Genomic DNA, 25,022 nt, shown 5'->3' on the forward strand with positions numbered 1-25,022 from the left:
TCTTGTTCCAGGGAGGTTCGAGCCTCCTTGCAAAACCAGTTCAACTGATTCTGCAAGCAGGGCCGAAGCCCGCATTCATGCAAGTTTTTTCATTTCTATTTTCTGCTCTTGTACAGCACCCCAGTTATCTTGAACAGAATAGTCGTCCTTGAACTCCCAAATGCTATTCAGCTCGCTCCGTATTTCTGATGCTGCTGCATCCGTTATGTCCTCCAGCTCGAGCATTAGCTTTTTGATCTCGCTCTCCAACGCTTCATCGGATACGTCAAACGCTAGTAGTTCTTGTTGCCTTTGGCGTATTGGTTCGGTCCGTTCAACATGTTCAGGAAAATCAAGCAGTTGCACGTTCAATTTTCATTCCCTCCTCCAATTCGGTAATTTCGACAAGGCGGTATTCGATCTCGTCTTGAAATTCATTCACGCGGACATCTGCGGCATCACGCTTATTTCGATAATGAAGTTGCAGATCGTCAGCCTCTTTATGCTCTGCCAATGCTTCAATTTTCATAGCAGACAGATTTTCAATTTCCTTTTTCAACTCTTGGATGCGTATATGTGATGGTTTCATATGACTTGTCCTCCCGTATGAAGTTGTGGTATTCTTCCAGTACAAGTTTTTTCTAAGCCGTCTGTTCGCTGCAGGCGGTTTTTCCTTTATATCGAGCTTCGATACTACTGATCATCGCTTGTTCACGAGCTTGTTTAATCTCCGTAACCTTATCCGCAATTCTCCTATCACAAATCGGATTCAAAGCCATACCTCTGCGCTCGGTTCTGTCTGCTCGCTCTCGAAGTGATCTGATAATCCACCCCAGCTCTTCCTCATCGACTGGTTCTTGACGTTTTAACTTGGTTGCGAGTATCCATCTTTTATCTTTCAACAGATCAATAGGTGTAAGTGCATCGCGTCTTGCCTCTTCGATCAGAGCTGTGTGTACGATGTCGCGATCTGCAACTGACAACAGTGACAATGTTTCTGGCCCCAGATATGCAGTCATTTTTCTTCTCTCCTTTCTAGATCAACCAAAATGTGAACATCATACCCATAACGTTCTGTAGAATTGACAATCCGTCCATACCGTATAAACAAGCAACAACAACCTCTCTTGAACTTGTAGCTTCTGCCCATTTAACCAGCGTAGGGACGTCGAGTAATTTTTTTCCTGATTCCAATTTGCTCACACAGCTCCGGGCAATATGCAGTTTTTCTGCTAGTTGATCTTGGGTCATCTTTGACCGTACCCGGCACGCTTTCAAAATCGCACCGAACTCCATAGTTCCTTTCTTCCTTTCATTCATTGAATGTTCCAAATCGGAACAAAAGAGCAAGTATGAGAACACACAAGTAATTCACTACGGTGTAATATGAAGTTAGCTCATCTTCCAGACTCCCCCTCGTTGCTTACGATGGGGTGTTCTTTTTATCTAAGAAGTCTACGAACATCCTGATACTTCTTTCGCTCATTCGGTTGGTAGCGAGTGGTGTATAGTGCTTCATGGATACAGAACATATTTGCGAGTAACTAATCAGTTCTGATCCTTCCGTAAGTAGTACGTTTTTTATGTAAAGGTCATTCGAGAGGGCAGTAACCTCATTTTTCAACATGATAATCTCGATGTTTTTTGCTGCAAGATCGCTTACGTACTTTTCAACTGCTTCGTCAAGTTCGGGAAACGGCACTTGATTGTTTTCAGACATTGATATCACCTCGCTTTGTATGGTCTTTTTAGAAGGGGGTTTGACTGAACGTCCGAGTTGCAGCTCGGATATTCACTTTACTAGCGTCACAGGAGAAGAAAAGAACTAACTCGTTAGAAAATTTGTACCTATCCTGTGGTGCGCCTCAACTTCTCTGATTTGGCGATAACGCGATCCAAGACTGATTCCTACTCTTGAAGTTTGACAATAGTTTGACTGGCTTCCGCCAATACTTCTTGTAACTGTTCGCGACCGTTTACTTCAACCGTTACAGTTACTTTTTGGGGTTCAATCTGCATCTTCCATTCACCTTGCTTTCATCACACAACTGCATACAGCGTCGAGTCTTGGCAGTTGTGTGATATCTACCAACCCTTGATCATCCGGTCTTTTCAGCCGATTTATCAGAAGGGAATGGGTACTTTCCTTTGCGTTGAAGGTCTAGCAAGATTTTCGGCAGTATTTCGCATACAAGCTTTTTCGTCGCTTGTGGACTAGGGACAATTCGCTCGCTTTTTGACAAATCAGTCGCCTCCTGTTAGATATTTCGTTCTCCAATTCTCTCGGTGATCAATCTAGCAATAGCCACCAGATCGTCGGCAACTTTTTGTAGTGCCGCAGTAGGATCGTCTTCAATTTCTTGAAGTACCAAGTAGATGCCCTCAAGTATTTTGCCAAGGAAAACTATTTCAGCAAGTGCATTAATTGAGGCTTCTAATGAACCTTTCACTGTAAGCACTCCTTTTAGGCTGGTTTTTGTTTCTCCAAACCAAAACTTGACGTTTCTTCAAGTTTGATTTCAGAAAAATACTCCTTCGCAAGTACATCAGGTTTAACACCAAGAACTTCAGCCATTGTAGGAATATGGTAGCTTGGCAGATTAAAGTGACCCCGTTTTATTTTTGAGTACCAGCCTGGAGTTTTCCCCATTTTTTCAGTTAGTTGCTTCACAGATAGATTTCGTTTTTTTCGATACTTTTCAAGAACCTGTGGATTTGGCATTATATTTCTTCACCATCTTTCTTGACGTTTATTCAAGTTATGACTTTATAATACTTGAAGTATATTCAAGATGTCAACTAAAACTTGAAGTATTTTCACATATCTTTTGAAGATTATTCAAATGCCTTATAATAAAGTCGGAAAGTGGGTGATTACTATGTCTTTTGGACAACGATTAAAGCAATCAAGAAAAAATGCAAAGCTTACACAAGAACAAGTGTCCAAAAAACTTGGGCTCGATTACTCCACCATTTCAAAATATGAAAATAACCATTCTGAACCTGATAATGAGACATTACAAAAAATGGCGGAGATGTACGGTGTTACAGTTGGATTTTTAATAACTGGAAGTACAGATAATCTACCCGCAGATAAGAACGAACATCAAAGCAGTAAGAGCGCAAAAGAGTTGCTACAGGAAATGGTCGATGATCCAGATGACTTCTTATTCCTAGACGGATACCTGCAAGCATCAGAGGAAGAAAAGAAGGAAATACGTCGCAGTTGGTATCTTGCAAAAAAGCATAGAGAAGCACATGATATCAAGGTTGCGGAAGCTCCGTCTTTATTCGAGATAACAAAGGATATTGAGAAGAAAAACGAGAAATAACTGCGATTTTATGTGTGGAAGATTTTCTCAAATAGATTCTTAATGAGTTGAAAGTACTTAAATCAGATGTAGCCACGCTTACAGAGCAAGCATCTGATATTCCTCTAATCAAAAGTGCCGTTATCGAAACAGCAGACAAGTTAAATCAATCGAAACAATATAGAAACAGTAAACCAATGACACCATGACACGCATACAAATTCTAAGTGTGCATGTCATTTTTTTATTAAGGAGAATGATGAGATGTCAAAAGTGAAAGAACAAAAAGTTTTATTCATCATCATTAGTGAAGACGCTGATTCTTTACGTACTTTCGACGGTACTAAAGTTATTTTATTTAATCCGCTTACTATGTTTGAGGTAGATTTGCCTTTCACTCTCAGAGCAGTTATTTCAATTGGATTTTTGGATTTTTACCTTATGAACGAAAATATTCTAAATGTAAAAATCTTCGATCCAAACGGAGAAATAATATATGAAACTTCCGAGGAGATTTTTGAAGAAGTTGAAAAAGCAAATAATTATGCGCAAGGACACTTTGGCCTGACAATTGGTGCCTTAAGATTACAAATGTCTGGGGATTACACTATTAAAACTTCTTTAGACGGTGCACAGCTTCAAGATCAAACTTTTAGGGTTGTCGATCGTAATGCAAAAGGAAGATGAATATGAGTACAGGAAGAAAATTCGCTGTGATTCCAGGACAAGGAAAATCGTATCCTGAAAATTCAACAAAAAATTACAGTTCTGTCATGATTGATGATGCACTACCTAAAGGCTATAATGAGGTTAAAAGTGGCATTACTGAGCAAGCCGCAGCCTCACAAGAGGATGGTGCAAATATCATGAATGATAATACCGTTAAATATCTTATCGATCGATTAGATCAAGATATTCGTGACCATAAACAAGAAGTACGTGATCGTGATGCACGCATACAAGCTGAAATGCACGAGCACGAAAAACGTTATCGTGACGAGGCCAAAGAACGTGAGGAGCGTATTTTGGCTGCTATCAAACAACAACGCGACGATGCAAAAGAGCGCGAAGAAAGACTCTTGCAAACAATAACCGAGTTAAAAACTGAAACAAAAGCTGAACTTGAGGATATTAAGCAATCAGTAAACCGAGCTGAGGAACGGATTGATGCTACCACTAAGCATGTCCATTCGATGGTTACAACAAACTTTTGGGGAAGGATTGCCACTGTACTGGCAATTTTGGCTGTTGGAGTCGCTTTATGGGCAGCACTAAAAGCCAGTTTACCGCCTACCTCAACAGTTTCTACCCCTTCACAAACATCACAGTCTAAATAATTAATTAATGCTCTCCCTTGGGGCATTTCTTTTTTATACAAAAAAGAACATACGTTTGGAGCTGATTGCATGCTGACTGCACTCTACCAACCACAGACACGTTTAGAAGAACAAGTGTATTCATTAATGCAGTTCCACGGTATTCAAAAACCAGATCAAATCGACTTAAACAGTATGTGCGAAAGTTATCGAGTCGAAATCATTAATATCAATGGCAGAAGTCGTATCCAACCTCACCCGACTCGGCCTGGATGGTATTTGATGGCGATAGATAAAACACTTCATCCCAATGTCCAAAGGTTAAAAATTGCACATGAATTTGGTCACTTACTCTTACATGTAGGTATCCAGCCAAATTGCTCTGATCTTATGATCGAGTGGCAAGAATCTCAAGCGAACCACTTTGCTGAGCATCTGCTCATGCCATTCTACATGTTTGAGGGATTTGCGTTCCAAATTACTCTTTACGAGGCTCCAATGTATCTTTCTCAGCTATTTCGCGTTCCTGAGCGCACCGCCAAGCAGCGTTTTGACCGGTTCTTAAGTCGAATGTATAACCAAGGTTTGGCCCATTATATCTAAAAAGGTTGCATTCAATGAGTTACGGGCTCGGTATTTGCTGTAAAGATTTTCTCTCGTTATCTAACTTCTCAGCCGAGCCCCTGTACAGCAAACGGATTTAGTCCTCAGATACTGTCAACTCATGACAATTTTGAGTGGCCAGAGATTTAATACGTTCTTTAACTACTTGGTGCATAAGTCCCGGTAGATCGCTCCTCAAAAAATTGTTGTTCATGTCTCTATCAATTTCAATCAACACTTCCAAAGGGTATTTTAATATCACGTTTTTCCACAATGAGAGGTGATTAATGCCTCCAGGATCGATACTTAATTGCTCGCACTCATCTCGTATTACTTCAATTAAGTTAAGATCATCTCTCTTTACCATAGTGTTACTTCTCCCCTCCAGCACGAAAAATAAAAAGGGCAGAATACCCCTCGATAACAAGTTATCTTCGTGCTTCGAAGGGATTCTGCCCGGTATATCCGTGCAATGTATTTTGTTGGAAAGTTTACTTGTGTCATAATTTATCATCCCTTCTTTTTGTTGTCAATGTTTTCTAACAACTTACATCAAAATGGGAGACTTGTCGTTCGGAGCTTAACAAATTGTCGTGACAACTTGTAATACAGCCGAACTTTTCGACATAATAACTTACAAAAAATCATTTTATGACATTATATGTCGAAAAAAATAACAAGCTCGTCAACTGAGTTTGTAGTGATCCGACCCTTTGAAGACATGAAAAAAAGCTTATGCAATCCACGTTTCGCAATGATATGGTCATTCCTTTCTATACAACGAAATATAAACTGTCTGCATGATTCGACAGTTCCAATTTTTGACAAGTATATATTATATAAATTGCGATAATCAGTTTGGAGTGCATTAATCAATGCATCCATAGTCTCCAACTTCATAGAAACCTTTCCATTTTCGATATCGCTGATGTGTCCCTTATTCACGCCGCTTCGAATGCTTAGCTGGTCGAGAGTGAATCCTTTTTTCAACCTTTTTTGACGGATGCAGTTTCCAAGTTTCGTATTCGTATCTTTCATGGTGTCTGCCTCATCGAGTAGTATAAGGTAAATCATGGTATGATAATGGAAAGTGTATATATGGAGGGCATCGTATGCATATTGGTCGATGCCTGCTCCCAGAAATTCTAAAAGAATTGAACTGGACCCAACAAGATTTAGCTGATAAAACAGGCATTTCTCGAAGCCACATTGCAGACATATGCAGGAAAAGGTATGTAACGATGTCACTACCTACCGCTCTAAAAGTGGCGTTCGCGACAGGTCGTCCGGTTGAATCCCTTTATGAAATCTTCTACGATGAAGAAGAGAGCAGGTAAAGAGTAGGATTACTACCTACTCGCGACCAAATTGTCGTGGTATCACGACATACACAGTATAACATTTATGCTCACCTTTTTAATAAATCCAATAGTTTCCAACGAAAGGATTTGAGATGGTCATGCGCGTTGCCTTATACATCCGCGTTTCTACAGAGGAGCAAGCTAAGGAAGGTCACTCCATAGGCGCACAACAGGATCGACTTCTCGATTATGTACGGTCACAGGGCTGGGAAGTGGCCGAGGTTTACATAGACGATGGGTATAGTGCCAAAGATTTGCATAGACCGGCCATGCAACGATTATTAAAGGATTGTGAACAAAAGAAATTCGATGTTCTCCTAATTTATAGATTAGACCGTATGGTACGAAACGTAATCGATTTGTACAGCGTTATGGAACACCTAGACAAGCATAGCGTAATGTTTAAGTCAGCTACTGAAGTGTATGACACCACGTCTGCAATGGGGCGTTTCTTCATCACGTTAGTTGCTGCGATTGCCCAGTGGGAGCGTGAAAACCTTGGAGAGCGTGTAAAGATGGGGATGGAGAAAAACTTCAGAAAAGGTGGTTGGAATGGCGGCGAACCTCCATATGGATATCGCTTAGAGGATGGAAAGCTGGTTATTCACGAACCGGAAGCCGCAATAGTCAAGCGCATATTCGAGTTGTATAAAACTAAAGGACAGCGTGAGATTAGTAGAATTTTTAATCAAGAAGGTCTCAGGACTAGAAATGATGCACTTTGGGCTGGATATACAGTAAGGTACATTCTTGAAAACCCGGTTTATATGGGTAAGATGAGATGGATGTATAGACAAGGCGGGGGTAAGAAGACAAACCAAGAAATCATGATTGATGGAGATCATGAATCTATAATTTCCGAAGAAGATTTCAATGCTGTTGCTATCCTTACTAAGAAACGCCTAATATATCGTGAGAAGACCAATGTATGCTTTCCGTTTACTGGAATCTTAAAATGCGCCCGATGCGGAAGTCCACTCCAAGGTGGCGAGAAAAAACAAAAGCTTCAAAATTACAGGTTTTATCGTTGTAGTGGTAGATTTGCTCAAGGAATATGCGACATACCATTAATCGCAGAAGACACAGTTGAAAAACTCATGCTTGAACAAATCGATTTTATTATAGATGGTTCATGGCAAAAAGAAATCGATATCATTAACGATAATCAAGTCGCTACAGAATCTCCTGATCATATTCAATTAGAACGTGAACTAAATGAAATACAAAAACGAAAAAAGAAATGGCAATTGGCTTTTGCTAATGATGTGATTAACCTTGATGACCTCAGAATTCGTATGCAAGAAGAAAATGAACGCGAAGAGATTGTGAGAGCGCAACTCATATCAGAACCATTTGCGGAAAAACCATTGTCAAAACTAACTAAACAAGATGTGATGGCATTTGCAAAAAATATAAAGGAAAGCTGGTATCATCTTGAACTCGAACATAAGAAAGTGATTATGCAAACCGTGTTTGAAAGAATCATCATAGATACTTATGGGGAAGCTGTTGGTGGACCTGGTCGAAGAGTACCATGCAAGATCATATCGTTTGAAACGAATTAAGAGGCGGTCACCCGCCTCTTTTTATTCCCAGTTAATCCCAAGCGAAACGTTGAGACTTCCAAGGGTCACCGTACATATTATATCCGTTCTTTTCCCAAAAGCCTTGCTTGTCTTTCTCCATGAATTCGATGCCGCGCACCCACTTGGCGCTTTTCCAAAAATACAGATGCGGGATGACAAATCGCAGCGGCCAACCGTGCTCAGGAGTCAAGTCCTCGCCATTATGCTTGCTCGCAAACAGATTGCCTGCCTTCATGAAGTCAGCAAGTGGAATGTTTACGGTCCAGTCATGCTCGGCATGCAGCATCACATATTTGGCTTCCGGCTTGATTTTGATCAGCTTCAGCACTTCTTCTACCGGGATGCCTTCCCACTCGTTATCCAGCTTGCTCCAGCCTGTCACGCAGTGAATATCGTTGGTCGTGCCGCCTTTGGGGAGAGCCATCATCTGCTCGTAGGAGAGTGTGACCTCCTCTTCTACCAGCCCAAACAGGCGGAAGCTCCACTCGGCTCCGAGATCGGTATATTCAGGGACATCTCCATAGTGCAAAACAGGGAAGCCTGTCGTCTGCTTTTGGTTAGGGGGGATTCGGTCACGCTTGGTGTCTGTCTGCTGATTGAAAAACATATGTGCCCACTCCTCGCAGCAATTGCTTATTTGCCAATACGTAAAAGAGCATGATCGACTTTGATGCACATATCGTTAACAACCTCAATGCCGGTGTCGCCAACGAGCTTTGCTGCCTCATCGTTTGCGATCCCTTGCTGCATCCAGAATACTCTTGGCTTGTGCTTCATTTTCAGCGTGTCTTCTGCTACTGGAACGATATCCTCGCTTTTGCGGAACACATTGACGATATCTACCTGCTCATCGATTTCAGAGAGGCTGGACAAGACTTTCTCACCCAAAACGGTCTCACCCGCAATCACTGGGTTGACCGGGATAATCCGGTAGCCTGCATTTTGCATGGCAGCGGAAACCATGTAGCTGGTCCGATCCGGTTTGTTGGAGAGACCTACGACTGCGATGATTTTGGACTCCTCCAGGATTTGCTTCCGCGCTTCGTTACTTGGATTTTGGACCATGATTCAACTCTCCTTTTTTCAATTAGGATTGGCTGCGGCTCGCTACAAACTGGGCAATCGTCCGGGTCATGACACCTGTACCGCCTGCTGGCTGCATATCACCTGTGCTGGATGTGTAGGCTGTACCTGCGATATCGAGATGCACCCACGGTGTCTCGCCAACGAACTCCTGCAGGAAAACGCCGCCGATGATGCCGTGGCCAAAGCGGCCTCCGGAGTTTTTCAGATCGGCAAAACGGCTCTTGTTCAGGCTGCGGTACTCATCGAATGTCGGGAGCTGCCACAAGCGTTCGCCTGCAACATCTGCTGCTGCCAAAAGCTCATCCATCAGCGCTTTGTCATTGGTCATGGCACCAGAGCAGAAGTGTCCCAAAGCAACCACGATCCCACCAGTCAAGGTAGCAGCATCAACGATACACGAAACCCCTTGCTCCTTGGCGTATGTGATGCAGTCTGCAAGCACCAGACGACCTTCTGCATCAGTCGTAATGATCTCAACGGTTTTGCCGCTCATCGTCGTGATGACATCGCTTGGTCGGAACGCAGTTCCAGAAGGCATATTTTCTACCGTTCCGATCACCATCAGCACGTTTACTTTTGGCTTCATCTGGCCCAGTGCCTCCATAGCACCGATCATGGCAGCAGCTCCACCCATATCAGACTTCATATCCTCCATGCCTGCAACCGGCTTGATGGAAATTCCGCCTGTATCAAAAGTAACCCCTTTGCCAACCAATCCAATGACATCGTCCCATGAGTCTTTTCCTTGATATTTAATCGCAACCACATACGGCTCGAGCTCACTGCCTTTGGCAACAGAGAGAACGCCGCCCATGCCCAGCTCTTCCAGCTTCGCTTTTTCCAGTATCTCGATGCCCATGCCATAACGCTTCGCCACAGAAACTGCTGCATCCTTCAAGGCACACGGGGTCAAATAGTTGGCAGGCTCGTTCACCAGCGTACGGGCCATATTCGTTCCGGTTACCAGCGCCTTACCTACATGTACACCTGACTGAACGACCTCTACGGCATCGTCTGCTGCTAAAATCCGTACGGCTGCGATTGGATCGGATTCACGCTTCGCTTTTAGACGGTAGCCCTCATAATTGTATTCAGCCAGCCCAAATGCTTCTGTAACCGCTTGCGCCAATCTGTCTGCTCCCAGATGCTCTGTGGTTGGCAAGTCGATCACAACAGTTTTGCCCGCTCCTTTGGACGCAACCGTTTTCGCTGCACGTCCCCATGCATTACGTGCTGCGACAAAATCAAACTTCTCGGGCGCGCCCATACCGACTACCATCAGCTTTTTAGCTGCTACTTTTCCCATGCCATGGACAACAGCGATAGCTTTTGCTTCCCCGCTGATTTCTTTATCCGCTTGCAAGCCACTCAATGTCCCGCCAAAAGCAGCTTCGAGATCCGGGTAAACCTGCGCCAGCTCTTCACCATTCCATAAGGGGACAATCAATTCATCACATGCAATATTTACAAGTTGATATCGTTTTTCCACTGTTACTTCCATATACTCTTCCCTCTTTCTCTGTGATAGGATACAATTATGGGCACATTTGTGTTTATCACGATGTGTTTACATGCAAACGCAAGGACGGAAACGACATGGCTTTAGCCTCTGCATACGAAATGACATCAGTCTCCGGCAATGATTTCTCGCAGGCTTCTATGTATTGAAGGACACCAGACACGTCCAGCCCCCAATGAACAGGTTCGTAACGGGTCAGGTACTTTCGTGCGTTGCCAAACATCCAGCGAGCCCCTTTAATATTGCCGTACTCCTGATGGTACAGTCCGACTGACAACTGCAGTAAGCCTTGCAGAAACTTGTCGGTTTTGTCTTCCATCCAGATGTCTTCCAGCAGATCGTGACATTCGTAGTACTCGCCTTCATTGAATTTTTCAATGAACTGAAGATACTGCCCGGGATATCCCATGGATGCACGCCTCCGTTTCACACCTTTCGTCTTCATGGTAACACAGATTGGCAATGACTTTAAATCCAAACGAAAACTTCACGGATTAAGAGATCGCCCTTCTGTTACAATAAATTAGAGAAGCGTACAGTAGAAAGGAATGGATTTTCCGTGGCGGATATTTTTGAAAACTTCCCCTTATGGGCTGCGCTGCTTGCCATAGGAATTGCCCAATTCATCAAAATTCCTCTGCATTTTTTTGCCACAAAAACCTGGCAATGGTCCTTGATGCTGAGCACTGGCGGAATGCCTAGCTCCCACTCCTCGGCCGTGACAGCTCTTTCCACCGCCGTTGGATTACGCGAGGGATTTTCCAGTAACATGTTTGCCATCTCCGCTATTTTGGGCGTAATCGTCATGTTCGATGCTGCCGGGGTGCGCCGCCATGCTGGTATGCAAGCAGTGGTCTTGAACAAATTGGTTGACGAATTCAATCATCTCCTGGAAGGCATGAAATCATTCAGGGTTCGTCCCAACCAGGAAAAAGCAAAAAAGCTGAAAGAACTGCTCGGTCATCAACCTATCGAGGTACTCATTGGCGGTTGGCTGGGAATCATGATCGCCCTATTGGTCCATCCGTTTTTTTAGTAGCGAGAAGAACTGACTATGGATTATTCCACAGGGGGGAAAGACATGCGCATCGTTTCCATCTGTCCGAGCAATACAGAAATTCTTTATTACCTGGGACTGGATGAGCACGTCGTAGGCTTGGACGATCATTCGGACTGGCCTCCCCAGTGGCAGCACTTGCCACGGGTAGGACCTGATCTGACTATCGATATGGATCGTGTAGCCGCTCTCATCCCTGATCTGGTTGTGGCCTCGCTTAGCGTACCTGGTATGGAGAAAAACGTAGAGGCACTCCAGTCACTCGGAATCCCGCATATCGTTCTGAATCCATCCCGTATCCATGAAATCGCAGCAGATATTCGTCTGGTTGGCGAAGCGACTGGAACGGAAAAAAAGGCAGAACAGCTCGCTGCTCATTTTGACGAAAGAGTGGAAACCATCCGGCAAAAGGCAGCGAAATTGCAGACTCGTCCAAAGCTGTACTGGGAATGGTGGCCCAACCCGATCTACACGCCAGGTCAGGAAAACTGGCTGACGGATGTAAGTGAAATTGCGGGTGCCATCAATGTATTTGCTGATTATCCCGTAGCGAATGTCAAAGCGACCCGGGAAATGGTTGCCGAGCGTGATCCCGACCATATATGTGTGGTTTGGTGCGGGATAGAGCTTAAGCGAATCAAGCCCCAGATGATTACGGAGCGACCGGAATGGCAGCAAGTGACGGCAATCCGCAACAAGCAGGTTCATCTGCTTGAAGAAGGGCTTTATTGCAGGCCTTCACCACGCATCCTTGAAGGCTTGGAGAAGCTCGTAGATTTGATACATACGTAACCCTCATCCACGCAAAAACGTTCAAAGCATTTCGCCTTGAACGTTTTTTCTTTTGACTCTTTCATGCCACCTACGCGGCATTTTCTCCATTGTTTTTGCTATTTAATTTTCAAAGAATTAATTAGTGACCTCAGCCATAGCTGCAATGCCCTTTTGATTCAGGGTGTTCAAGAACGCTTCGGTCAGCTTGCCATCTCCTCGTCTGACGATGTAAACATCCACTGACTTTTTCCCCCATTGGGTAAAGACGTCTTGCTTGGTTTCAAAATAAAGATCGATCTTGTTTCCACGAATCGCTCCTCCTTTATCCGCCACAACTCCATAACCGTAGCCAGGGATATATAAAACCGTGCCAATCGGGAAAACCCGCAGGTCGGCTGCAATCGTGGAATAATCGTCTCTCCGCACCTTGACGCCCGAATACGTAACTCCATAAGACGGATGGGAAGGATGTTTTCCCGTCGATTCGTATCCGGCATAATAACCTGTGGCGACAACGCGAACTTTTGGATATTGATCAAGAAGTACCTCGTTTTTATCGATCACTTGAGTGAGTGAGCCAGCCGACACGGTGCGTTTTTTGCTGACATGCTGCCCCTCCTTGGTTTCCCTGACTCCAAATGTGGATTGGATACTGCGATCCCCCACAGCATTGTAGCCGTATCCATCGCTTACAAAGCTTGTCAGTACCATGATTGTCAGAGCGATGATACTCACTAACAGCTTTCCATTCATTTCTGGTAAACCTCCTCTCGGTTCTAGTCATGTCCCGAAGAGGAGAAAGCTATACACAAATTTTGGATAGTTCGTTAAATATTCAGTATGTTAGGTGAACGTCACGGGGAGAAAAACCCTGCTGCATCAAGCCTTTTGGCGGTGTCTTGGTCCAAAAAAAACAGACCTTTTCGAGGTCTGTCTTGGTTTCATTAAAACATCCGGTATCCTTTTTTTCGAAGCGTGTGAATCGTCCAGCCACTCGCCACTGTACCAATCATGCCACAGCCGAGAATGAGCGAATCCCAAATTCCCGGCACGATTTTTTGGTAAACGAGAGCGCCTACGACCACCCCAACCGCAATGATAACTGGAAGCCAGGTAGTTTTCAAAATCATGTTTAAAATAAATCCGATGCCAAAACCGAGCACGGTAAAAAGAACAATAGATACCATGAATTGCAGCAAGCTCATCGACCGTTAGACCTCCTGCCATCGTCTTCCGGCTTTTGCGCAGAGCATTGGCAAATGCAGGGAGGACGGGCTATTTTCGCTATTAAGTGTAGCCCAATAACAGGGAAAGGTCAATATCACGGACTGCTACAAACACGCACTGCCAGTAGGCCGATCGAAGTTCTCGAGACAGAGATAAAACCTATTGAACCTGCACTTGTACAGCCTGTTTGACATACAGTTCAAACTCGGCTTCTGTACAAGCTACCCAGTGATCCTTCGCAACCTCTCGAAAAACGCGCTCCTCTCCTGCACTGGGATATGCCTGTACATCAAATACGATCCGCTTTCGCTCCTTTTCATACAGAGGATCAGGCATTGGGATAGCTGACAGAAGAGATTGCGTGTACGGATGGAGCGGCTGTTCATACAAGACATCACTAGGCGCCAATTCCACCAGCTTGCCGCGATGCATGACTCCGATCCGGTCACTGATATGTCTCACCATCGAAAGATCGTGGGCGATAAACAGGTAGGTAAGCATTTTCTCCTTTTGCAAGCGCTTGAGCAAATTCACAACCTGCGCCTGGATCGACACATCCAGCGCGGAAATGGGCTCGTCACAGATGATAAACTCCGGCTCGACTGCGAGCGCCCGCGCAATCCCGATCCGTTGCCGTTGCCCACCACTGAATTCATGCGGATAGCGTGTGGCATGCTCTCTGTTTAAACCGACCGTCTCCAGCAGTTCATAGACCTTTTCCAGCCTATCTTGCTTCGTTGCCGTGATTCCATGGATGTCGATCCCTTCTGCGATAATATCCGCTACCGTCATCCGCGGGTTTAAAGAGGAATATGGGTCTTGAAAAATCATCTGCATGCGCTTTTTACGACTTTTATTTTCATTGCGATTGAGACTTGCTGCATGATCCTCCCCTTGGTAGAGGACCGCTCCTTCAGTCGGTTCATACAAGCGCATAATCGTCCTGCCGATGGTCGACTTGCCGCAGCCAGATTCTCCAACAAGCCCAAACGTTTCTCCTTGATAAATATCGAACGTCACACCATCCAACGCTTTCACGACCTGGTTTTTATTCGAGAAATGCTTTTTCAGTCCTTGTACCTGCAAGAGCTTGGCTTTTCGGTATTTACTCGTTTGCGCACTTCCCTGCTGTTTTTGTACAGATAGTGCCGGTTCCCCTCTTCTGGTCGCGACGGGACGCTCAACTACTGGCGCTTTTTTATGCAAAAGCCACGTCGCAGCATAATGGGTGTCCGTAATCTTGTACATCGGCGGCTCCAGCTCAAAATCGATTTTCATCGCATACTGATTGCGAGGAGCAAATGCGTCTCCTCTGGGCGGATGAAGCAAATCGGGCGGAGAGCCTGGAATCGTAATAAGCTCGCCATCCCTCCGTTCCAAACTCGGCATCGCTCCAAGCAAGCCCCATGTATACGGATGTCTCGGATCATAAAAGATTTCATGCACCTGTCCTGTCTCTACGATCTTCCCCGCGTACATGACAGCCACCCGATCCGCCATTTGTGCAACTACTCCCAAATCGTGGGTAATGAAAATGATCGAGGTCTGCGTCTTTTGCTGTATCTCTTTTAGCAGCTCCAGAATCTGTGCCTGTATGGTTACATCCAAAGCAGTCGTCGGTTCGTCCGCGATAAGGATTTTCGGATTACAGGCGAGCGCAATCGCGATCATCACACGCTGCCTCATTCCTCCCGAAAATTGATGAGGATAATGCTCCAGTCTCTCCTTTGGCTGCGGGATGCCAGTCAGTGTCAACAGCTCAATGGCTCGCTGGACAGCCTCTGGATAGCCCAGCTTTTGATGCCGACAGATGACCTCGGTAATTTGCTTCCCAATCTTCATCGTCGGGTCGAGCGCGGTCATCGGATCTTGAAAAATCATGGCGATATCCGCCCCGCGAATCTGCTGCATTTTTTTCTCCGTTTGCTTGGTCAGATCAAGACCCTGATACAGAATCTCACCCTGCTTAATCTGAGCTGCAGGAGTCGGCAGCAGCCTCATAATCGCTTTTGAGGTCACCGATTTCCCCGAACCTGATTCACCGACAATCGCCAGTGTCTCTCCTTTTCTCACGGCAAAGCTGACGCCGCGTACCGCATGAACCTCCCCCGAAAATGTTTGAAAAGAGACATGCAAATCGTTTACCTCCAGTATGTTTTCCATCGTCTCTCCCCCTTTCTATTTCCGCATTTTCGGATCAAGCGCATCCCGCAAGCCATCCCCTGCCAAATTAAAGCTGACCATGATCATACTGATCACCACAGCAGAAATAATCATCGCGTGAGGATAAATACGCAGCAGCTTGAAGCCATCGTTTACAAGCGTGCCCAGTGAGGCAATCGGTGGCTGCAAGCCAAGCCCGATAAAGCTGAGAAACGCCTCGGCAAAAATCGCGTTTGGAATCGTAAACATCGTGGTTACGATGATCGGTCCGATTGTATTCGGGATCAAATGTCTCCAGATCAGCCGCGAATCCGATGCACCCAGCGTTTGTGCCGCCATCACATATTCCTGGCTTTTTAATTTGAGAATCTGACCACGAACGATCCTCGCCATACCTACCCATCCAGTTATTACCATAGCGATTGTCATCGAAATGATTCCTGGCTCCAGCACGATGATGAGCAGGATCACGACAATCAAATGCGGCACCCCTACGAGCACTTCGATGATTCGCTGCATGATGTTGTCCACTCGCCCCCCATAAAATGCGGAGATCCCTCCGTAGGCCACCCCGATGATCAAATCAATTCCAGCAGCAAGAATCGCAATGTATAACGAGATACGGGTTCCTTGCCAGACGCGTGTCCACAAGTCACGTCCGAGCTCATCCGTTCCAAACCAGAATGATTCAGTTACACCCTTTTTTTCGTACTGATCGATTCCACGAATATCTACTCCACTCACTCCTAGCCACGAAACCTGATCGAGAACCGGTACTTTTGGCGGCAGATTCGCGCGTGTAATGTTTTGATCGTTGAAGCCGAAGCCACTCAAATATGGACCAAACAAGGCAAAGAACAAAATCACTGCAATCATGATCAAGCCCGCAAAGGAAGCTCTGTTTTTGCGCAGCCGCCGCCATGCATCCTGCCAAAAGGTCAGCTGTGGCCGTGAAATGGTTTCCAGCCTTCTCTCATCAACATGGACCAGCTCGAACAGCTCATCTGGCAGCGTGTCCTGCTCCAACCGCTTTGCCTGCATCAGCGCTCCCTCCCTGACATCCGAATCCGCGGATCAATCCAGCCGTATAAAATGTCGACAACAAATACGATGCAAATAAACAAAATGCTATAAAACAGGGTGACCCCCATAATTACGGAGTAGTCGTTTGTCAGGATGGACTTGATAAACTGCTCGCCCAGACCGGGAACACTGAAAATTTTTTCAATGACCAGCGTCCCTGTCATGAGAGAGACAGCCATCGGTCCCAACACCGTAATGATCGGGATCATTGCATTACGCAGCCCATGCTTCATAATGATTAAAAAATTGCTCATGCCTTTTGCCCTGGCCATCACGATAAAATCCTGACTTAAAACCTCCAGCATCTCCGTTCTCATATACCTGGCCATCGTCGCAGTCACGAAAACAGACAAGGAGAGCGTAGGCAAAATCGAATACTCAAACCCCTCCCAAAAAGCGACGGGCAGCCATTGCAGCCTGACTCCTACCCAGTACTGCAAGAGACCGGCAAACACAAAGGAAGGGATCGACAAGCCCAATACCGCAATGACCATCGCGGCGTAATCAATGATGGAATTGTGCCGTAGTGCTGCCAATATCCCCAGAATCAGCCCAAGAAAGGTTCCTACGAGCAGAGCCTGTGCACCCAACACAACGGATGGACCAATCCGCTCCGCAATAATTTTGGTTACGGGCCGCCCATCATACTGATAGGAATCACCCAAATCTCCCTGCAAAAGATTCAGGATGTAGTTTCCATACTGAACAGGTACTGGCTGATCGAGCTTGTATTTCTCCGCCAAACGTTGTTTTTGGGTCTCCGACAAGCGTTCATCGTTAAATGGTGATCCGGGCAATGTCTGCATTAACAGGAACGTCAACGTGGCAATAACAAGAAAGGTCACGATGATGTACCCGATTCTGCCCAATATGTACCTCCTCATGGCTTGCACCTCTTTTCGCTTGTGTTGGAATCGAATCCTACCATCTACTCTTCAGCAGCTCGTTGTTAAAAAGAAATAGCAAGCCCTGTGCCATACATAGCTTGTGTCCATTTTTCTGAATTGTACAAATATTTTTACACTAGCGTGTCTAATCCCTTTTCGATTTGTATACGTTATTAGACACCCATAAGCCAAAAAATGGCAGGATTGCTCCTGCCATCGCCAACCGCATATCCCATTTGATTTATAAAATGAGCATCTCTTTTGTTGAAGGAGTATAGACTTCACTGCCTTGCTCCGTGATAAGAATTACGTCCTCTATTCTGGCACCGCCGACTCCCGGCAGATAGATTCCAGGCTCTACGGTAATCACCATTCCTGGCTCAAGTGACATGACCTGACGTACGGAGAAAAACGGGTCTTCATGCACCTCCAGCCCGATTCCATGGCCTGTGCCTGTACCCGACAATTCGTTGAAGCCATGCTCTTTGATGACCTCTCGCATCAACGTATCTACTTCCTGATCGCTCAAGCCAGGTTTTAATCCATGTACGCAACGGTTAAATGATTCCAGCACGACCGCATGGATTTCGCGTAGCTGCTCGCTTGGCTCTCCGATCGCTACCGTCCGCGAAATATCCGACCAGTAGCCCTTGTAGTTACAACCAAAATCGATCGTGACAAGATCCCCTTTTTCTATGATCTTATCACTCGCCCTACCGTGAGCGAGTGCCCCACGATAACCGGAAGCGACAATTGGAGAAAAGCCGGTTGTGTCAGTCCCTTGTTTTTTCATATAGTTTTCAAGCGCATGTGCTACCTCCAGCTCCGATACTCCTGCCCGAACGACATCCAGCACATGCAGAAATGCTGCATCCGCGACCTGTGCTGCCGTTTTTAACAGCTCAATTTCTTCAACTGACTTGATCGTCCGTAGCTTTTCCACCAAGCCTGCAACCGGAATTAATTCCGCTGCAAACACTGCCTCGCATTTTTTATAAAACGTAAATGTCAGTTGATCTTGCTCAAACCCCAGCCTTCTAATCCCCATTTCCTTTACCTGATTGGCTACCTCGTCAAAAATAAGCCCTTTATGACCCGTATGCCCCGCGTGCAGCACTACCTCGAAGCCCTCTGCCTGCATCCTCGCCTGCTGAAAATAGCGATAGTCGGTAATCAGCCTGGCATCGTTTTCTGAAATGAGAATGACCCCGTTGCTCCCTGTAAAACCGGACAAATATCTACGACTCATCGGATTCGTGATCATGATCGCGTCTACACCCAATTCCTGAAGCCGTGCCCTTACCTGTACCAGCCTTTCCATGCAACTTCCCCCTTTTCGAGATGGATACGCCCATGCACCCTTTTTCATTTTGCAATATCAATGCCATGCTGCTCGGCATGAACATTGCTTGGAAATTATCACGAAACCATTTCCATCGAGAGGGGCGTTGATCATTTATGAACCGACACGTCGGCATGATTCTGGTCTTTCTTCTTCTTGTTTCCTCATTCTTAACTGGCTGTTACGGCTCAGGCACAAGCAATACCCAATCAAAGCCGAATACGGAAACGGCAACACCTGCACAGCCAGCCACGACTACTCCAGCTGCCACCGAAAGCTCGGCTGGCGATCCGCAGATGCTGAACTTAATCGCATCGGGCGAGATTCCTACGTTAAAAACAAACGGAATCATGGATGGCTTGTCCGCAACGATCATCATGAACATTTATGAAGGACTTTACCGTCTTGCTCCTGATAACAAGCCCACTCCCGGTGTTGCTGAGCGTTACGATGTCAGTGAGGATCGCAAAACGTACACCTTCCATTTGCGCCAAGATGCCAAATGGAGCAATGGCCAGCCCGTAACCGCCCAAGATTTTGTCTATGCCTGGGGACGCGCTCTGCATCCCGATACACTGTCTCCTCACGCCTATCTCATGGATGATATTCAAAACGCGAAAGCCATTCAGGAAAAAGGGAATCCACTCTACGGAAAAGTGGAGGAGCTGGGCGCAAAAGCTGTTGATGCCAGCACCCTGGTCGTGACACTGGAGCATGCCGTCCCGTATTTCCTCGATCTGGTCACTGGCTCCGTCTACTTTCCGCAAAATAAAGAATTCATCGACGCGCAAAAAGACCAGTATGCCCTGGAAGCACAAAATCTTCTGTTCAACGGTCCTTTCATCCTCGATTCGTGGCAGCACGAAAAAGGCTGGGTGCTTAAGAAAAATCCGGGCTACTGGGATGCCGAATCAGTCAAAATGGAAGCGATCAATTTCAACGTCGTCAAGGATGTGACAACCGGAATTAATCTGTACGAAACCGGAGCGCTGGATGTCGCAGACCTATCCTCCGAGGTAGTCGACCTGTACAACACCAATCCTGACTTTACAACCGCACTCAAAACAGAAATGTATTTCATTCGTTTGAACCAAAAGAATCCATACTTGAAAAACGTGAACATCCGCAGGGCTATCGATATGGCCTGGAACAAAAAACAGGCAGCGGAGCTGGTGTTGAAAAACGGTTCCATTCCTGCCTATTTCCTCGTACCGAAGCAGTTTGTCTTCAGTCCGGACGGCGGACAGGATTTCCGCGATAAGTATGGTGATTTCAACGCAGATGGCAAAGAAAAAGCATTGGAGTACTGGAACAAGGGGCTTTCCGAGCTGGGAGTGAAGCAAATCGAGCTCGAGTTTTTGAGCTATGATGATGAATCGCGTAAAAAGGTCGCTGAATTCATCCAAAACGAGCTGGAAAAAAGCTTGCCTGGACTGACTGTCAAAATCAATCAGCAGCCAAACAAGCAAAAGCTGGCGCTTGAAAGCAAGCTGAATTATGCCATGTCCTTTTCCGGCTGGCGCAGCAGCCTGCAAGACCCGGTCGATTTCCTGGGCGTCTTTTTATCGGATGGAGCCTACAACTGGCAAGGCTTTGCCAACGCCAAGTACGATCAGCTGATTCGTCTGGCCATGACGGATTTCTCCGATATCAATGCCCGCTTTCACAACCTGCAAGAAGCTGAAAAGATTTTGGTTGGCGAGGAGGTTGTGATCTCCCCTCTGTATCAGGCTGCCTCCGCTCGACTGATCAAGCCTTACGTAAAAGGTTTTGTCGCTCATCCTAACTCTACATTCAGCTACAAATGGGCTTATATTGAAGGAAAAAAGTAGGTTTTTTGTGAGGACAAAAAAACCGTCGGGGCAATTGCTTACCCTGACGGTTTTCTTTCCTATGCAAGACAGTCATTATTTGTTAGAAGATACGGCTTCCGCTTGAGCATGTGTACCTGCTCCATCACAGTTTGGGCAATTTTCCGAGCCCCCCAGGAGCAACTGGAAATACCCTTGACCATCACAATACGGGCATTGTTCTTGTTTTTGTCTCATGATGAGCTCCCCTTTCGATACACATGCGTCGTAGGTAATTGCATGTATATTCAGATAATTTAGATGTATCTAACTATATCAGAATATTTATAAATTAGACAACAGCTTTCCAACGGAAAAAACGCAAAAAAACCATGATGTAAGCGGAAACATCACGGTTTATCTTTTTCATTCTCACTATTTTAGCTCGTAAGTCCCTCTGTTACTTGAAGATTTTATAGGAGGTGTACTGAAAGACAGGATCAATCTCGTAAGTATGCCCTGGCATGCCTTGCTCCCGAGTTTTATATCCTGGCAATATAATTTTTAAGTATGTAGAAGATAGCGGATCGTGCAGCAGTTCATTGATCGGCATGAATCTCGCCTCATCAATCTCACCCTCCTGCGGACGCGGCTCCCCGCTCACATAATCCATCCAAAAAACGACCATGTTATCGCTAATGCTTTCTTTAATGACACCGGATCGTATTCCCGCCACATGCCGGACGATGGCCTGTACACCTGTTTCCTCCAGCACTTCACGCACAGCTGCCTCATCTACCGTCTCAGACTGTTGAACGAATCCGGCTGGAAACGACCACTGTCCCTTCAGACCACTATACGCTTTCTTGACGACAAGAGCCTCCTCATCCCGAATCACGATTCCACATGCACCCAGCCATACTTTTCCTTCTCTCATGCCTACCCGCTCCCTTTCTCACCTACACGAAACCCCCGGCTCATTCACCGGGGGCACCCAATCGTTTTAATCATCCTCGTCATCCAGCAAACCGTTGTCAATCATATAGCGCAGATTTTCTCTGTCCCTCTCCCGGCCCTTTTCCTTGAGCCGGTCGATAGCAGGCAGGATGAGAATATCCACTTCGCGCTGCACATTCCAAGCCAGGTCGTGTCTGCCCTGTTCTTCCAAAAAGGCGCCCACTTCCATCATGGCATTGTAGCGTTCCATCTCTTCGCGGGTCATCAGCCCTCGAACCTGTATACTCGCGTGACGCATAAGTCTACAGCTTTACTTTCTTCAGTGCGAGGCCAACGCCACCGATTTTGTACAGGTAACGCAAATCGCTCGCTTTTTTCATCATGGCTGCTGTGCTGCCAAACAGCTTTTTCGAACCAACCTGGCCGATGCCTTCACCTTTTCCCAAGGATGCGAGTGTTCCCTGCAAATGAGGGATAAACTTTTGGGTGAGTTCTCCACGAATCATTGCTGCTAAATTGTCGCCCAAGGTTTCGCCTTCCTGCACAGCGATTTGTGCGGTTGGCGGGTAAGGACGTCCTTCTTCATTGAAAATGAGGGCGCAATCACCAACGACAAATACGTTTTCATGTCCAGGCGCTCGCAAATATTCGTCGACCTTGACACGGCCGCGCATCACTTCAAAGCCCGCTTTTTCGACGAGGCTGTTTCCACGCACACCCGCTGCCCAGATGACTGTTTTGGACTTGATCTCTTCGCCGTTTGCAAGCAGTACGCCATCTTCTGTACATTGCTTGATCGGAGTCGCGATCTTGAACTCAATCCCTTTGCGCTCCAGCACATCCATTGCGTAGCCTACCAGCTCAGGATCAAAGCCAGGCAGTGCTGTAGGCGCCGCCTCGATGCAATAGACCTTTACCAGCTCTGGATCTACGTCGAATTCCTCGCAAAGCTCTGGCAAGCGATCCCCAAGCTCCCCGCAAAATTCGATACCCGTAAAGCCCGCTCCCCCGACGATAAAAGTCAGATAATCCGTGCGGTCCGGCTCGTTTTTATACTTGGAAAACATGTACTCGATATGCTCGCGAATGTTGCGCACCGCATTGATGCTGCGAATGCTGAAAGCGTGCTCCTTCAAGCCCTCGATGCCGAATGTTTCCGGCTCACTTCCAAGGCCAATCACGAGGTAGTCATAGCTTAGGACATCTCCATTTTCCAAAGTGACTGTCTGTGCTTCCGATTGAATCGATTGCACGGTGCCTTTTACAAAATGGACCTTGTCTTTGTTCAAAATGCCATCCAGACTCACTCGCGCATGATCTGCCGAAGCTGTTCCTGCCGCAGGCTCATGCAGCCAGGTTGTAATATAGTGATAGTTGTGTTTGTTTACCAAGGTGATTTCCGCTTCATTGTAGTTCAGCCTTTTTTGCAGCTGCAGGGTGGTGATCAATCCACCGTAGCCTGCACCCAGAATGAGGATTTTGGGTGTACTCATCGGTATCCCTTCCATTCATCATTAATAGTAAGGAAAAATACATAAATAAGGAAGTTTGTGCGAAATTTCACGTAGCTGGTTACATATTAAGATGCCCAAAAATAAAATATGAAGGAACGACAAGAATCATTGCCTCTGCTACGTTGTATGAAGCGATCTGTGAAAAAAAGCACAAACCCAGAAAAAAATGTGACAATATTATTACATTCCCCCTCATCTTATCGGGTGCCGAATTGATTTGCAAGGGTTTTTTGCCTATCGAACCGAATTTTACCTGCTTTTTTTCAATCGGAAAAATAAGGTATAATGGAGTTTGAGTTCGTTTCACGAATATTCGGAGGTGCTTTGGATTGAATTTTCTGCAAAAGGACGAGCAAATCTACGACATTACGATCATTGGTGGAGGCCCGGCCGGATTGTTCACTGCTTTTTACGGTGGCATGCGCCAGGCAAGTGTAAAAATCATTGAGAGCATGCCCCAACTCGGTGGGCAATTGTCTGCTCTTTATCCGGAGAAATACATATACGATGTAGCCGGATTTCCAAAGGTTTTAGCACAAGATTTAATCAATAATCTGAAAGATCAGATTTCACGCTTTCAGCAAACGGTTTGCCTGGAAGAAAAAGTGGAAAACGTCGAGAAAAAAGCGGACGATGTGTTTGAAATCACAACGGACAAAGGCACGCACTACTCCAAATCTGTAATCATCACGGCAGGTGTAGGTGCTTTTGAACCCCGCAGACTGGAACATCCAGATGCCGTCAAATACGAAAAATCCAATCTGCACTACTTTGTTACCGATCTGAACTCCTTCAAGGGTCAGCGCGTTGCCGTTTTTGGCGGTGGCGACTCCGCACTGGACTGGTCCCTGATGCTCGAACCAATAGCCAAAGAAGTACACCTCATCCATCGCAGAGACAAATTCCGTGCTCATGAACACAGCGTAGAAATGCTCATGGCATCCAAAGTAAAAGTATCAACTCCTTACGAATTAACAGCCTTGCACGGTGAAGACAAGATTGAACGACTCACATTAGAAAATAGCACGACCAAGGAAGTAGTCGAATTGGAAGTCGATGCTGTCATCGTTAACTTTGGCTTCATTTCCTCGCTCGGTCCGATTAAAAATTGGGGACTCGAGCTGGAAAAAGGTTCGATTGTCGTGAACACGCGTATGGAATCGAACATTCCGGGCATTTTCGCTGCCGGAGACATCGCTACGTATCCAGGTAAGGTAAAGCTGATTGCCGTCGGTTTCGGAGAAGCACCTACAGCCGTAAACAACGCAGTTTCGTATTTCAATCCAGATGCAAAGCTACAGCCTGGTCACTCGTCGAGCATGGACAATTTTAAAGCATAACAACGCAATCCCTGTTTGCTGCTGATTCAAGTACATACAGGGATTTTTTGTTCGTTCCTCTTATTCTGCACTTGCATAGCGTGTCTGGTTCAAGCGCACAGTAGGAGATGATCCCAAACCTCCGAGG

At 45.9% G+C, this 25,022-nt stretch carries 34 protein-coding genes; 10 read left to right on the top strand and 24 right to left on the bottom strand.

Features of this window, described 5'->3' with window-relative positions; genetic code table 11:
* Positions 1–75: 75 nt before the first annotated feature.
* The 8 genes from ADS79_RS35480 to ADS79_RS26995 all read right to left on the bottom strand — a co-directional run bounded on the left by ADS79_RS35480 (position 76) and on the right by ADS79_RS26995 (position 2,701).
* Entirely contained in the window at positions 76–345 is a 270-nt protein-coding gene (locus ADS79_RS35480) for a hypothetical protein (protein ID WP_409362429.1), read from the bottom strand.
* Positions 332–568 (bottom strand): hypothetical protein, encoded by a 237-nt coding sequence (locus tag ADS79_RS26970; RefSeq protein ID WP_049741543.1) that lies wholly within the window; start codon positions 566–568, stop codon positions 332–334. The genes ADS79_RS35480 and ADS79_RS26970 overlap by 14 nt, the downstream gene beginning before the upstream one ends.
* A 52-nt stretch (positions 569–620) precedes the next feature.
* The gene (locus ADS79_RS26975) at positions 621–998 is read right to left on the bottom strand and encodes a hypothetical protein (protein WP_049741544.1); all 378 of its coding nucleotides are present in this window, start codon (positions 996–998) and stop codon (positions 621–623) included.
* A 16-nt stretch (positions 999–1,014) separates the two neighbouring features.
* Entirely contained in the window at positions 1,015–1,299 is a 285-nt protein-coding gene (locus ADS79_RS26980) for a helix-turn-helix domain-containing protein (RefSeq protein ID WP_307725633.1), read from the bottom strand.
* Between the two features lie 103 nt (positions 1,300–1,402).
* The gene (locus ADS79_RS26985; RefSeq protein ID WP_049741546.1) at positions 1,403–1,699 is read right to left on the bottom strand and encodes a hypothetical protein; all 297 of its coding nucleotides are present in this window, start codon (positions 1,697–1,699) and stop codon (positions 1,403–1,405) included.
* 379 nt (positions 1,700–2,078) lie between these two features.
* Positions 2,079–2,222: a hypothetical protein gene (locus tag ADS79_RS35370; RefSeq protein WP_161807321.1), complete on the bottom strand. Its 144-nt coding sequence runs from the start codon at positions 2,220–2,222 to the stop codon at positions 2,079–2,081.
* 15 nt (positions 2,223–2,237) lie between these two features.
* Positions 2,238–2,429: a hypothetical protein gene (locus tag ADS79_RS26990; protein WP_049741547.1), complete on the bottom strand. Its 192-nt coding sequence runs from the start codon at positions 2,427–2,429 to the stop codon at positions 2,238–2,240.
* A 14-nt stretch (positions 2,430–2,443) separates the two neighbouring features.
* A complete protein-coding gene (locus ADS79_RS26995) occupies positions 2,444–2,701 on the bottom strand; it encodes a helix-turn-helix domain-containing protein (protein ID WP_049741548.1) in 258 nt (85 codons plus the stop codon).
* 157 nt (positions 2,702–2,858) lie between these two features.
* On the opposite strand from ADS79_RS26995, the gene ADS79_RS27000 reads away from it, so the two are divergent.
* The 4 genes from ADS79_RS27000 to ADS79_RS27015 all read left to right on the top strand — a co-directional run bounded on the left by ADS79_RS27000 (position 2,859) and on the right by ADS79_RS27015 (position 5,209).
* Entirely contained in the window at positions 2,859–3,311 is a 453-nt protein-coding gene (locus ADS79_RS27000) for a helix-turn-helix domain-containing protein (RefSeq protein WP_084766134.1), read from the top strand.
* A gap of 243 nt (positions 3,312–3,554) precedes the next feature.
* Positions 3,555–3,977: a hypothetical protein gene (locus ADS79_RS27005; RefSeq protein WP_049741550.1), complete on the top strand. Its 423-nt coding sequence runs from the start codon at positions 3,555–3,557 to the stop codon at positions 3,975–3,977.
* 2 nt (positions 3,978–3,979) lie between these two features.
* Positions 3,980–4,627 carry a hypothetical protein gene (locus tag ADS79_RS27010; protein WP_049741551.1) on the top strand — a complete coding sequence of 216 codons (648 nt, stop codon included), beginning with the start codon at positions 3,980–3,982 and terminating at the stop codon, positions 4,625–4,627.
* A 69-nt stretch (positions 4,628–4,696) separates the two neighbouring features.
* Positions 4,697–5,209, top strand: a complete 513-nt coding sequence (locus ADS79_RS27015; protein WP_049741552.1) for an ImmA/IrrE family metallo-endopeptidase — start codon at positions 4,697–4,699, stop codon at positions 5,207–5,209.
* A gap of 97 nt (positions 5,210–5,306) precedes the next feature.
* Here ADS79_RS27015 and ADS79_RS27020 read toward each other — a convergent pair whose 3' ends face one another.
* A complete protein-coding gene (locus ADS79_RS27020; RefSeq protein WP_049741553.1) occupies positions 5,307–5,576 on the bottom strand; it encodes a hypothetical protein in 270 nt (89 codons plus the stop codon).
* A 290-nt stretch (positions 5,577–5,866) separates the two neighbouring features.
* Positions 5,867–6,283 (bottom strand): helix-turn-helix domain-containing protein, encoded by a 417-nt coding sequence (locus tag ADS79_RS36795; protein ID WP_084766091.1) that lies wholly within the window; start codon positions 6,281–6,283, stop codon positions 5,867–5,869.
* Between the two features lie 38 nt (positions 6,284–6,321).
* Here ADS79_RS36795 and ADS79_RS27030 point away from each other — a divergent pair, with 38 nt between their 5' ends.
* Positions 6,322–6,546, top strand: coding sequence for a helix-turn-helix transcriptional regulator (locus ADS79_RS27030; protein ID WP_049741555.1), 225 nt, complete (start codon positions 6,322–6,324; stop codon positions 6,544–6,546).
* Positions 6,547–6,668: 122 nt separating this feature from the next.
* Positions 6,669–8,135 (top strand): recombinase family protein, encoded by a 1,467-nt coding sequence (locus tag ADS79_RS27035; protein WP_161807322.1) that lies wholly within the window; start codon positions 6,669–6,671, stop codon positions 8,133–8,135.
* Between the two features lie 31 nt (positions 8,136–8,166).
* Here the strand turns inward: ADS79_RS27035 and ADS79_RS27040 are convergent, their stop codons facing one another.
* The 4 genes from ADS79_RS27040 to ADS79_RS27055 are packed head-to-tail and all read right to left on the bottom strand — an operon-like array spanning position 8,167 to position 11,170.
* On the bottom strand, positions 8,167–8,763 hold the full coding sequence (locus tag ADS79_RS27040; RefSeq protein WP_049741557.1) for a sulfite oxidase-like oxidoreductase: 597 nt from the start codon (positions 8,761–8,763) through the stop codon (positions 8,167–8,169).
* 26 nt (positions 8,764–8,789) lie between these two features.
* The gene (locus ADS79_RS27045; RefSeq protein ID WP_049741558.1) at positions 8,790–9,221 is read right to left on the bottom strand and encodes a CoA-binding protein; all 432 of its coding nucleotides are present in this window, start codon (positions 9,219–9,221) and stop codon (positions 8,790–8,792) included.
* Between the two features lie 22 nt (positions 9,222–9,243).
* Positions 9,244–10,743, bottom strand: a complete 1,500-nt coding sequence (locus ADS79_RS27050; RefSeq protein WP_049741559.1) for a leucyl aminopeptidase — start codon at positions 10,741–10,743, stop codon at positions 9,244–9,246.
* Positions 10,744–10,798: 55 nt separating this feature from the next.
* Entirely contained in the window at positions 10,799–11,170 is a 372-nt protein-coding gene (locus ADS79_RS27055) for a DUF309 domain-containing protein (protein ID WP_049741560.1), read from the bottom strand.
* 150 nt (positions 11,171–11,320) lie between these two features.
* Between ADS79_RS27055 and ADS79_RS27060 the strand changes: the two genes are divergently transcribed.
* The gene (locus ADS79_RS27060) at positions 11,321–11,797 is read left to right on the top strand and encodes a divergent PAP2 family protein (RefSeq protein ID WP_049741561.1); all 477 of its coding nucleotides are present in this window, start codon (positions 11,321–11,323) and stop codon (positions 11,795–11,797) included.
* 45 nt (positions 11,798–11,842) lie between these two features.
* Positions 11,843–12,610 (top strand): cobalamin-binding protein, encoded by a 768-nt coding sequence (locus ADS79_RS27065; RefSeq protein ID WP_049741562.1) that lies wholly within the window; start codon positions 11,843–11,845, stop codon positions 12,608–12,610.
* Positions 12,611–12,727: 117 nt separating this feature from the next.
* Here ADS79_RS27065 and ADS79_RS27070 read toward each other — a convergent pair whose 3' ends face one another.
* The 6 genes from ADS79_RS27070 to ADS79_RS27095 form a co-directional block, all read right to left on the bottom strand.
* The gene (locus tag ADS79_RS27070) at positions 12,728–13,345 is read right to left on the bottom strand and encodes a 3D domain-containing protein (RefSeq protein WP_049741563.1); all 618 of its coding nucleotides are present in this window, start codon (positions 13,343–13,345) and stop codon (positions 12,728–12,730) included.
* A 191-nt stretch (positions 13,346–13,536) separates the two neighbouring features.
* A complete protein-coding gene (locus tag ADS79_RS27075) occupies positions 13,537–13,797 on the bottom strand; it encodes a YuiB family protein (protein WP_049741564.1) in 261 nt (86 codons plus the stop codon).
* A 181-nt stretch (positions 13,798–13,978) separates the two neighbouring features.
* The gene (locus tag ADS79_RS36510) at positions 13,979–15,982 is read right to left on the bottom strand and encodes an ABC transporter ATP-binding protein (protein ID WP_084766092.1); all 2,004 of its coding nucleotides are present in this window, start codon (positions 15,980–15,982) and stop codon (positions 13,979–13,981) included.
* Between the two features lie 15 nt (positions 15,983–15,997).
* The gene (gene opp3C / locus ADS79_RS27085) at positions 15,998–17,023 is read right to left on the bottom strand and encodes an oligopeptide ABC transporter permease (protein WP_049741565.1); all 1,026 of its coding nucleotides are present in this window, start codon (positions 17,021–17,023) and stop codon (positions 15,998–16,000) included.
* Positions 17,023–17,949 carry an oligopeptide ABC transporter permease gene (gene opp3b, locus ADS79_RS27090; protein ID WP_049741566.1) on the bottom strand — a complete coding sequence of 309 codons (927 nt, stop codon included), beginning with the start codon at positions 17,947–17,949 and terminating at the stop codon, positions 17,023–17,025. Before opp3b ends, opp3C begins: the two co-directional genes overlap by 1 nt.
* A gap of 244 nt (positions 17,950–18,193) precedes the next feature.
* Positions 18,194–19,273 (bottom strand): M24 family metallopeptidase, encoded by a 1,080-nt coding sequence (locus tag ADS79_RS27095; protein WP_049741567.1) that lies wholly within the window; start codon positions 19,271–19,273, stop codon positions 18,194–18,196.
* Between the two features lie 137 nt (positions 19,274–19,410).
* Here ADS79_RS27095 and ADS79_RS27100 point away from each other — a divergent pair, with 137 nt between their 5' ends.
* Complete coding sequence (locus ADS79_RS27100) at positions 19,411–21,126, top strand: peptide ABC transporter substrate-binding protein (protein ID WP_049741568.1); 1,716 nt, start codon at positions 19,411–19,413, stop codon at positions 21,124–21,126.
* Between the two features lie 75 nt (positions 21,127–21,201).
* Here ADS79_RS27100 and ADS79_RS35375 read toward each other — a convergent pair whose 3' ends face one another.
* The 4 genes from ADS79_RS35375 to ADS79_RS27115 form a co-directional block, all read right to left on the bottom strand.
* Complete coding sequence (locus tag ADS79_RS35375; protein ID WP_161807323.1) at positions 21,202–21,342, bottom strand: YuiA family protein; 141 nt, start codon at positions 21,340–21,342, stop codon at positions 21,202–21,204.
* A 202-nt stretch (positions 21,343–21,544) separates the two neighbouring features.
* Positions 21,545–22,021 (bottom strand): NUDIX domain-containing protein, encoded by a 477-nt coding sequence (locus tag ADS79_RS27105; protein WP_049741569.1) that lies wholly within the window; start codon positions 22,019–22,021, stop codon positions 21,545–21,547.
* Positions 22,022–22,087: 66 nt separating this feature from the next.
* Positions 22,088–22,339, bottom strand: coding sequence for a hypothetical protein (locus tag ADS79_RS27110; RefSeq protein ID WP_049741570.1), 252 nt, complete (start codon positions 22,337–22,339; stop codon positions 22,088–22,090).
* 4 nt (positions 22,340–22,343) lie between these two features.
* Complete coding sequence (locus ADS79_RS27115; protein ID WP_049741571.1) at positions 22,344–23,534, bottom strand: NAD(P)/FAD-dependent oxidoreductase; 1,191 nt, start codon at positions 23,532–23,534, stop codon at positions 22,344–22,346.
* A gap of 359 nt (positions 23,535–23,893) precedes the next feature.
* Here ADS79_RS27115 and ADS79_RS27120 point away from each other — a divergent pair, with 359 nt between their 5' ends.
* Entirely contained in the window at positions 23,894–24,895 is a 1,002-nt protein-coding gene (locus ADS79_RS27120) for an NAD(P)/FAD-dependent oxidoreductase (RefSeq protein ID WP_174769632.1), read from the top strand.
* The last annotated feature ends 127 nt before the right edge of the window (positions 24,896–25,022 follow it).

The sequence above is a fragment of the Brevibacillus reuszeri genome (assembly GCF_001187725.1).
In the GTDB taxonomy this organism is placed as follows: Bacteria; Bacillota; Bacilli; order Brevibacillales; family Brevibacillaceae; genus Brevibacillus; species Brevibacillus reuszeri.

Bases quoted from the DNA above. Each gene is read 5' to 3' on its own strand.
- ADS79_RS27040 (WP_049741557.1), bottom strand. From the start codon at position 8,763: ATGTTTTTCAATCAGCAGACAGACACCAAGCGTGACCGAATCCCCCCT.
- ADS79_RS27115 (WP_049741571.1), bottom strand. From the start codon at position 23,534: ATGAGTACACCCAAAATCCTCATTCTGGGTGCAGGCTACGGTGGATTG.
- ADS79_RS26985 (WP_049741546.1), bottom strand. From the start codon at position 1,699: ATGTCTGAAAACAATCAAGTGCCGTTTCCCGAACTTGACGAAGCAGTT.
- ADS79_RS27070 (WP_049741563.1), bottom strand. From the start codon at position 13,345: ATGAATGGAAAGCTGTTAGTGAGTATCATCGCTCTGACAATCATGGTA.
- ADS79_RS27000 (WP_084766134.1), top strand. From the start codon at position 2,859: ATGTCTTTTGGACAACGATTAAAGCAATCAAGAAAAAATGCAAAGCTT.
- ADS79_RS27035 (WP_161807322.1), top strand. From the start codon at position 6,669: ATGCGCGTTGCCTTATACATCCGCGTTTCTACAGAGGAGCAAGCTAAG.
- ADS79_RS26970 (WP_049741543.1), bottom strand. From the start codon at position 568: ATGAAACCATCACATATACGCATCCAAGAGTTGAAAAAGGAAATTGAA.
- ADS79_RS27075 (WP_049741564.1), bottom strand. From the start codon at position 13,797: ATGAGCTTGCTGCAATTCATGGTATCTATTGTTCTTTTTACCGTGCTC.
- ADS79_RS36510 (WP_084766092.1), bottom strand. From the start codon at position 15,982: ATGGAAAACATACTGGAGGTAAACGATTTGCATGTCTCTTTTCAAACA.
- ADS79_RS27010 (WP_049741551.1), top strand. From the start codon at position 3,980: ATGAGTACAGGAAGAAAATTCGCTGTGATTCCAGGACAAGGAAAATCG.
- ADS79_RS27100 (WP_049741568.1), top strand. From the start codon at position 19,411: ATGAACCGACACGTCGGCATGATTCTGGTCTTTCTTCTTCTTGTTTCC.
- ADS79_RS27030 (WP_049741555.1), top strand. From the start codon at position 6,322: ATGCATATTGGTCGATGCCTGCTCCCAGAAATTCTAAAAGAATTGAAC.
- opp3b (WP_049741566.1), bottom strand. From the start codon at position 17,949: ATGAGGAGGTACATATTGGGCAGAATCGGGTACATCATCGTGACCTTT.
- ADS79_RS26980 (WP_307725633.1), bottom strand. From the start codon at position 1,299: ATGAATGAAAGGAAGAAAGGAACTATGGAGTTCGGTGCGATTTTGAAA.
- ADS79_RS27110 (WP_049741570.1), bottom strand. From the start codon at position 22,339: ATGCGTCACGCGAGTATACAGGTTCGAGGGCTGATGACCCGCGAAGAG.
- ADS79_RS27015 (WP_049741552.1), top strand. From the start codon at position 4,697: ATGCTGACTGCACTCTACCAACCACAGACACGTTTAGAAGAACAAGTG.
- ADS79_RS27105 (WP_049741569.1), bottom strand. From the start codon at position 22,021: ATGAGAGAAGGAAAAGTATGGCTGGGTGCATGTGGAATCGTGATTCGG.
- ADS79_RS27055 (WP_049741560.1), bottom strand. From the start codon at position 11,170: ATGGGATATCCCGGGCAGTATCTTCAGTTCATTGAAAAATTCAATGAA.
- ADS79_RS35375 (WP_161807323.1), bottom strand. From the start codon at position 21,342: ATGAGACAAAAACAAGAACAATGCCCGTATTGTGATGGTCAAGGGTAT.
- ADS79_RS27065 (WP_049741562.1), top strand. From the start codon at position 11,843: ATGCGCATCGTTTCCATCTGTCCGAGCAATACAGAAATTCTTTATTAC.
- ADS79_RS27095 (WP_049741567.1), bottom strand. From the start codon at position 19,273: ATGGAAAGGCTGGTACAGGTAAGGGCACGGCTTCAGGAATTGGGTGTA.
- ADS79_RS26975 (WP_049741544.1), bottom strand. From the start codon at position 998: ATGACTGCATATCTGGGGCCAGAAACATTGTCACTGTTGTCAGTTGCA.
- ADS79_RS27050 (WP_049741559.1), bottom strand. From the start codon at position 10,743: ATGGAAGTAACAGTGGAAAAACGATATCAACTTGTAAATATTGCATGT.
- ADS79_RS36795 (WP_084766091.1), bottom strand. From the start codon at position 6,283: ATGATTTACCTTATACTACTCGATGAGGCAGACACCATGAAAGATACG.
- opp3C (WP_049741565.1), bottom strand. From the start codon at position 17,023: ATGCAGGCAAAGCGGTTGGAGCAGGACACGCTGCCAGATGAGCTGTTC.
- ADS79_RS27045 (WP_049741558.1), bottom strand. From the start codon at position 9,221: ATGGTCCAAAATCCAAGTAACGAAGCGCGGAAGCAAATCCTGGAGGAG.
- ADS79_RS27005 (WP_049741550.1), top strand. From the start codon at position 3,555: ATGTCAAAAGTGAAAGAACAAAAAGTTTTATTCATCATCATTAGTGAA.
- ADS79_RS26995 (WP_049741548.1), bottom strand. From the start codon at position 2,701: ATGCCAAATCCACAGGTTCTTGAAAAGTATCGAAAAAAACGAAATCTA.
- ADS79_RS27020 (WP_049741553.1), bottom strand. From the start codon at position 5,576: ATGGTAAAGAGAGATGATCTTAACTTAATTGAAGTAATACGAGATGAG.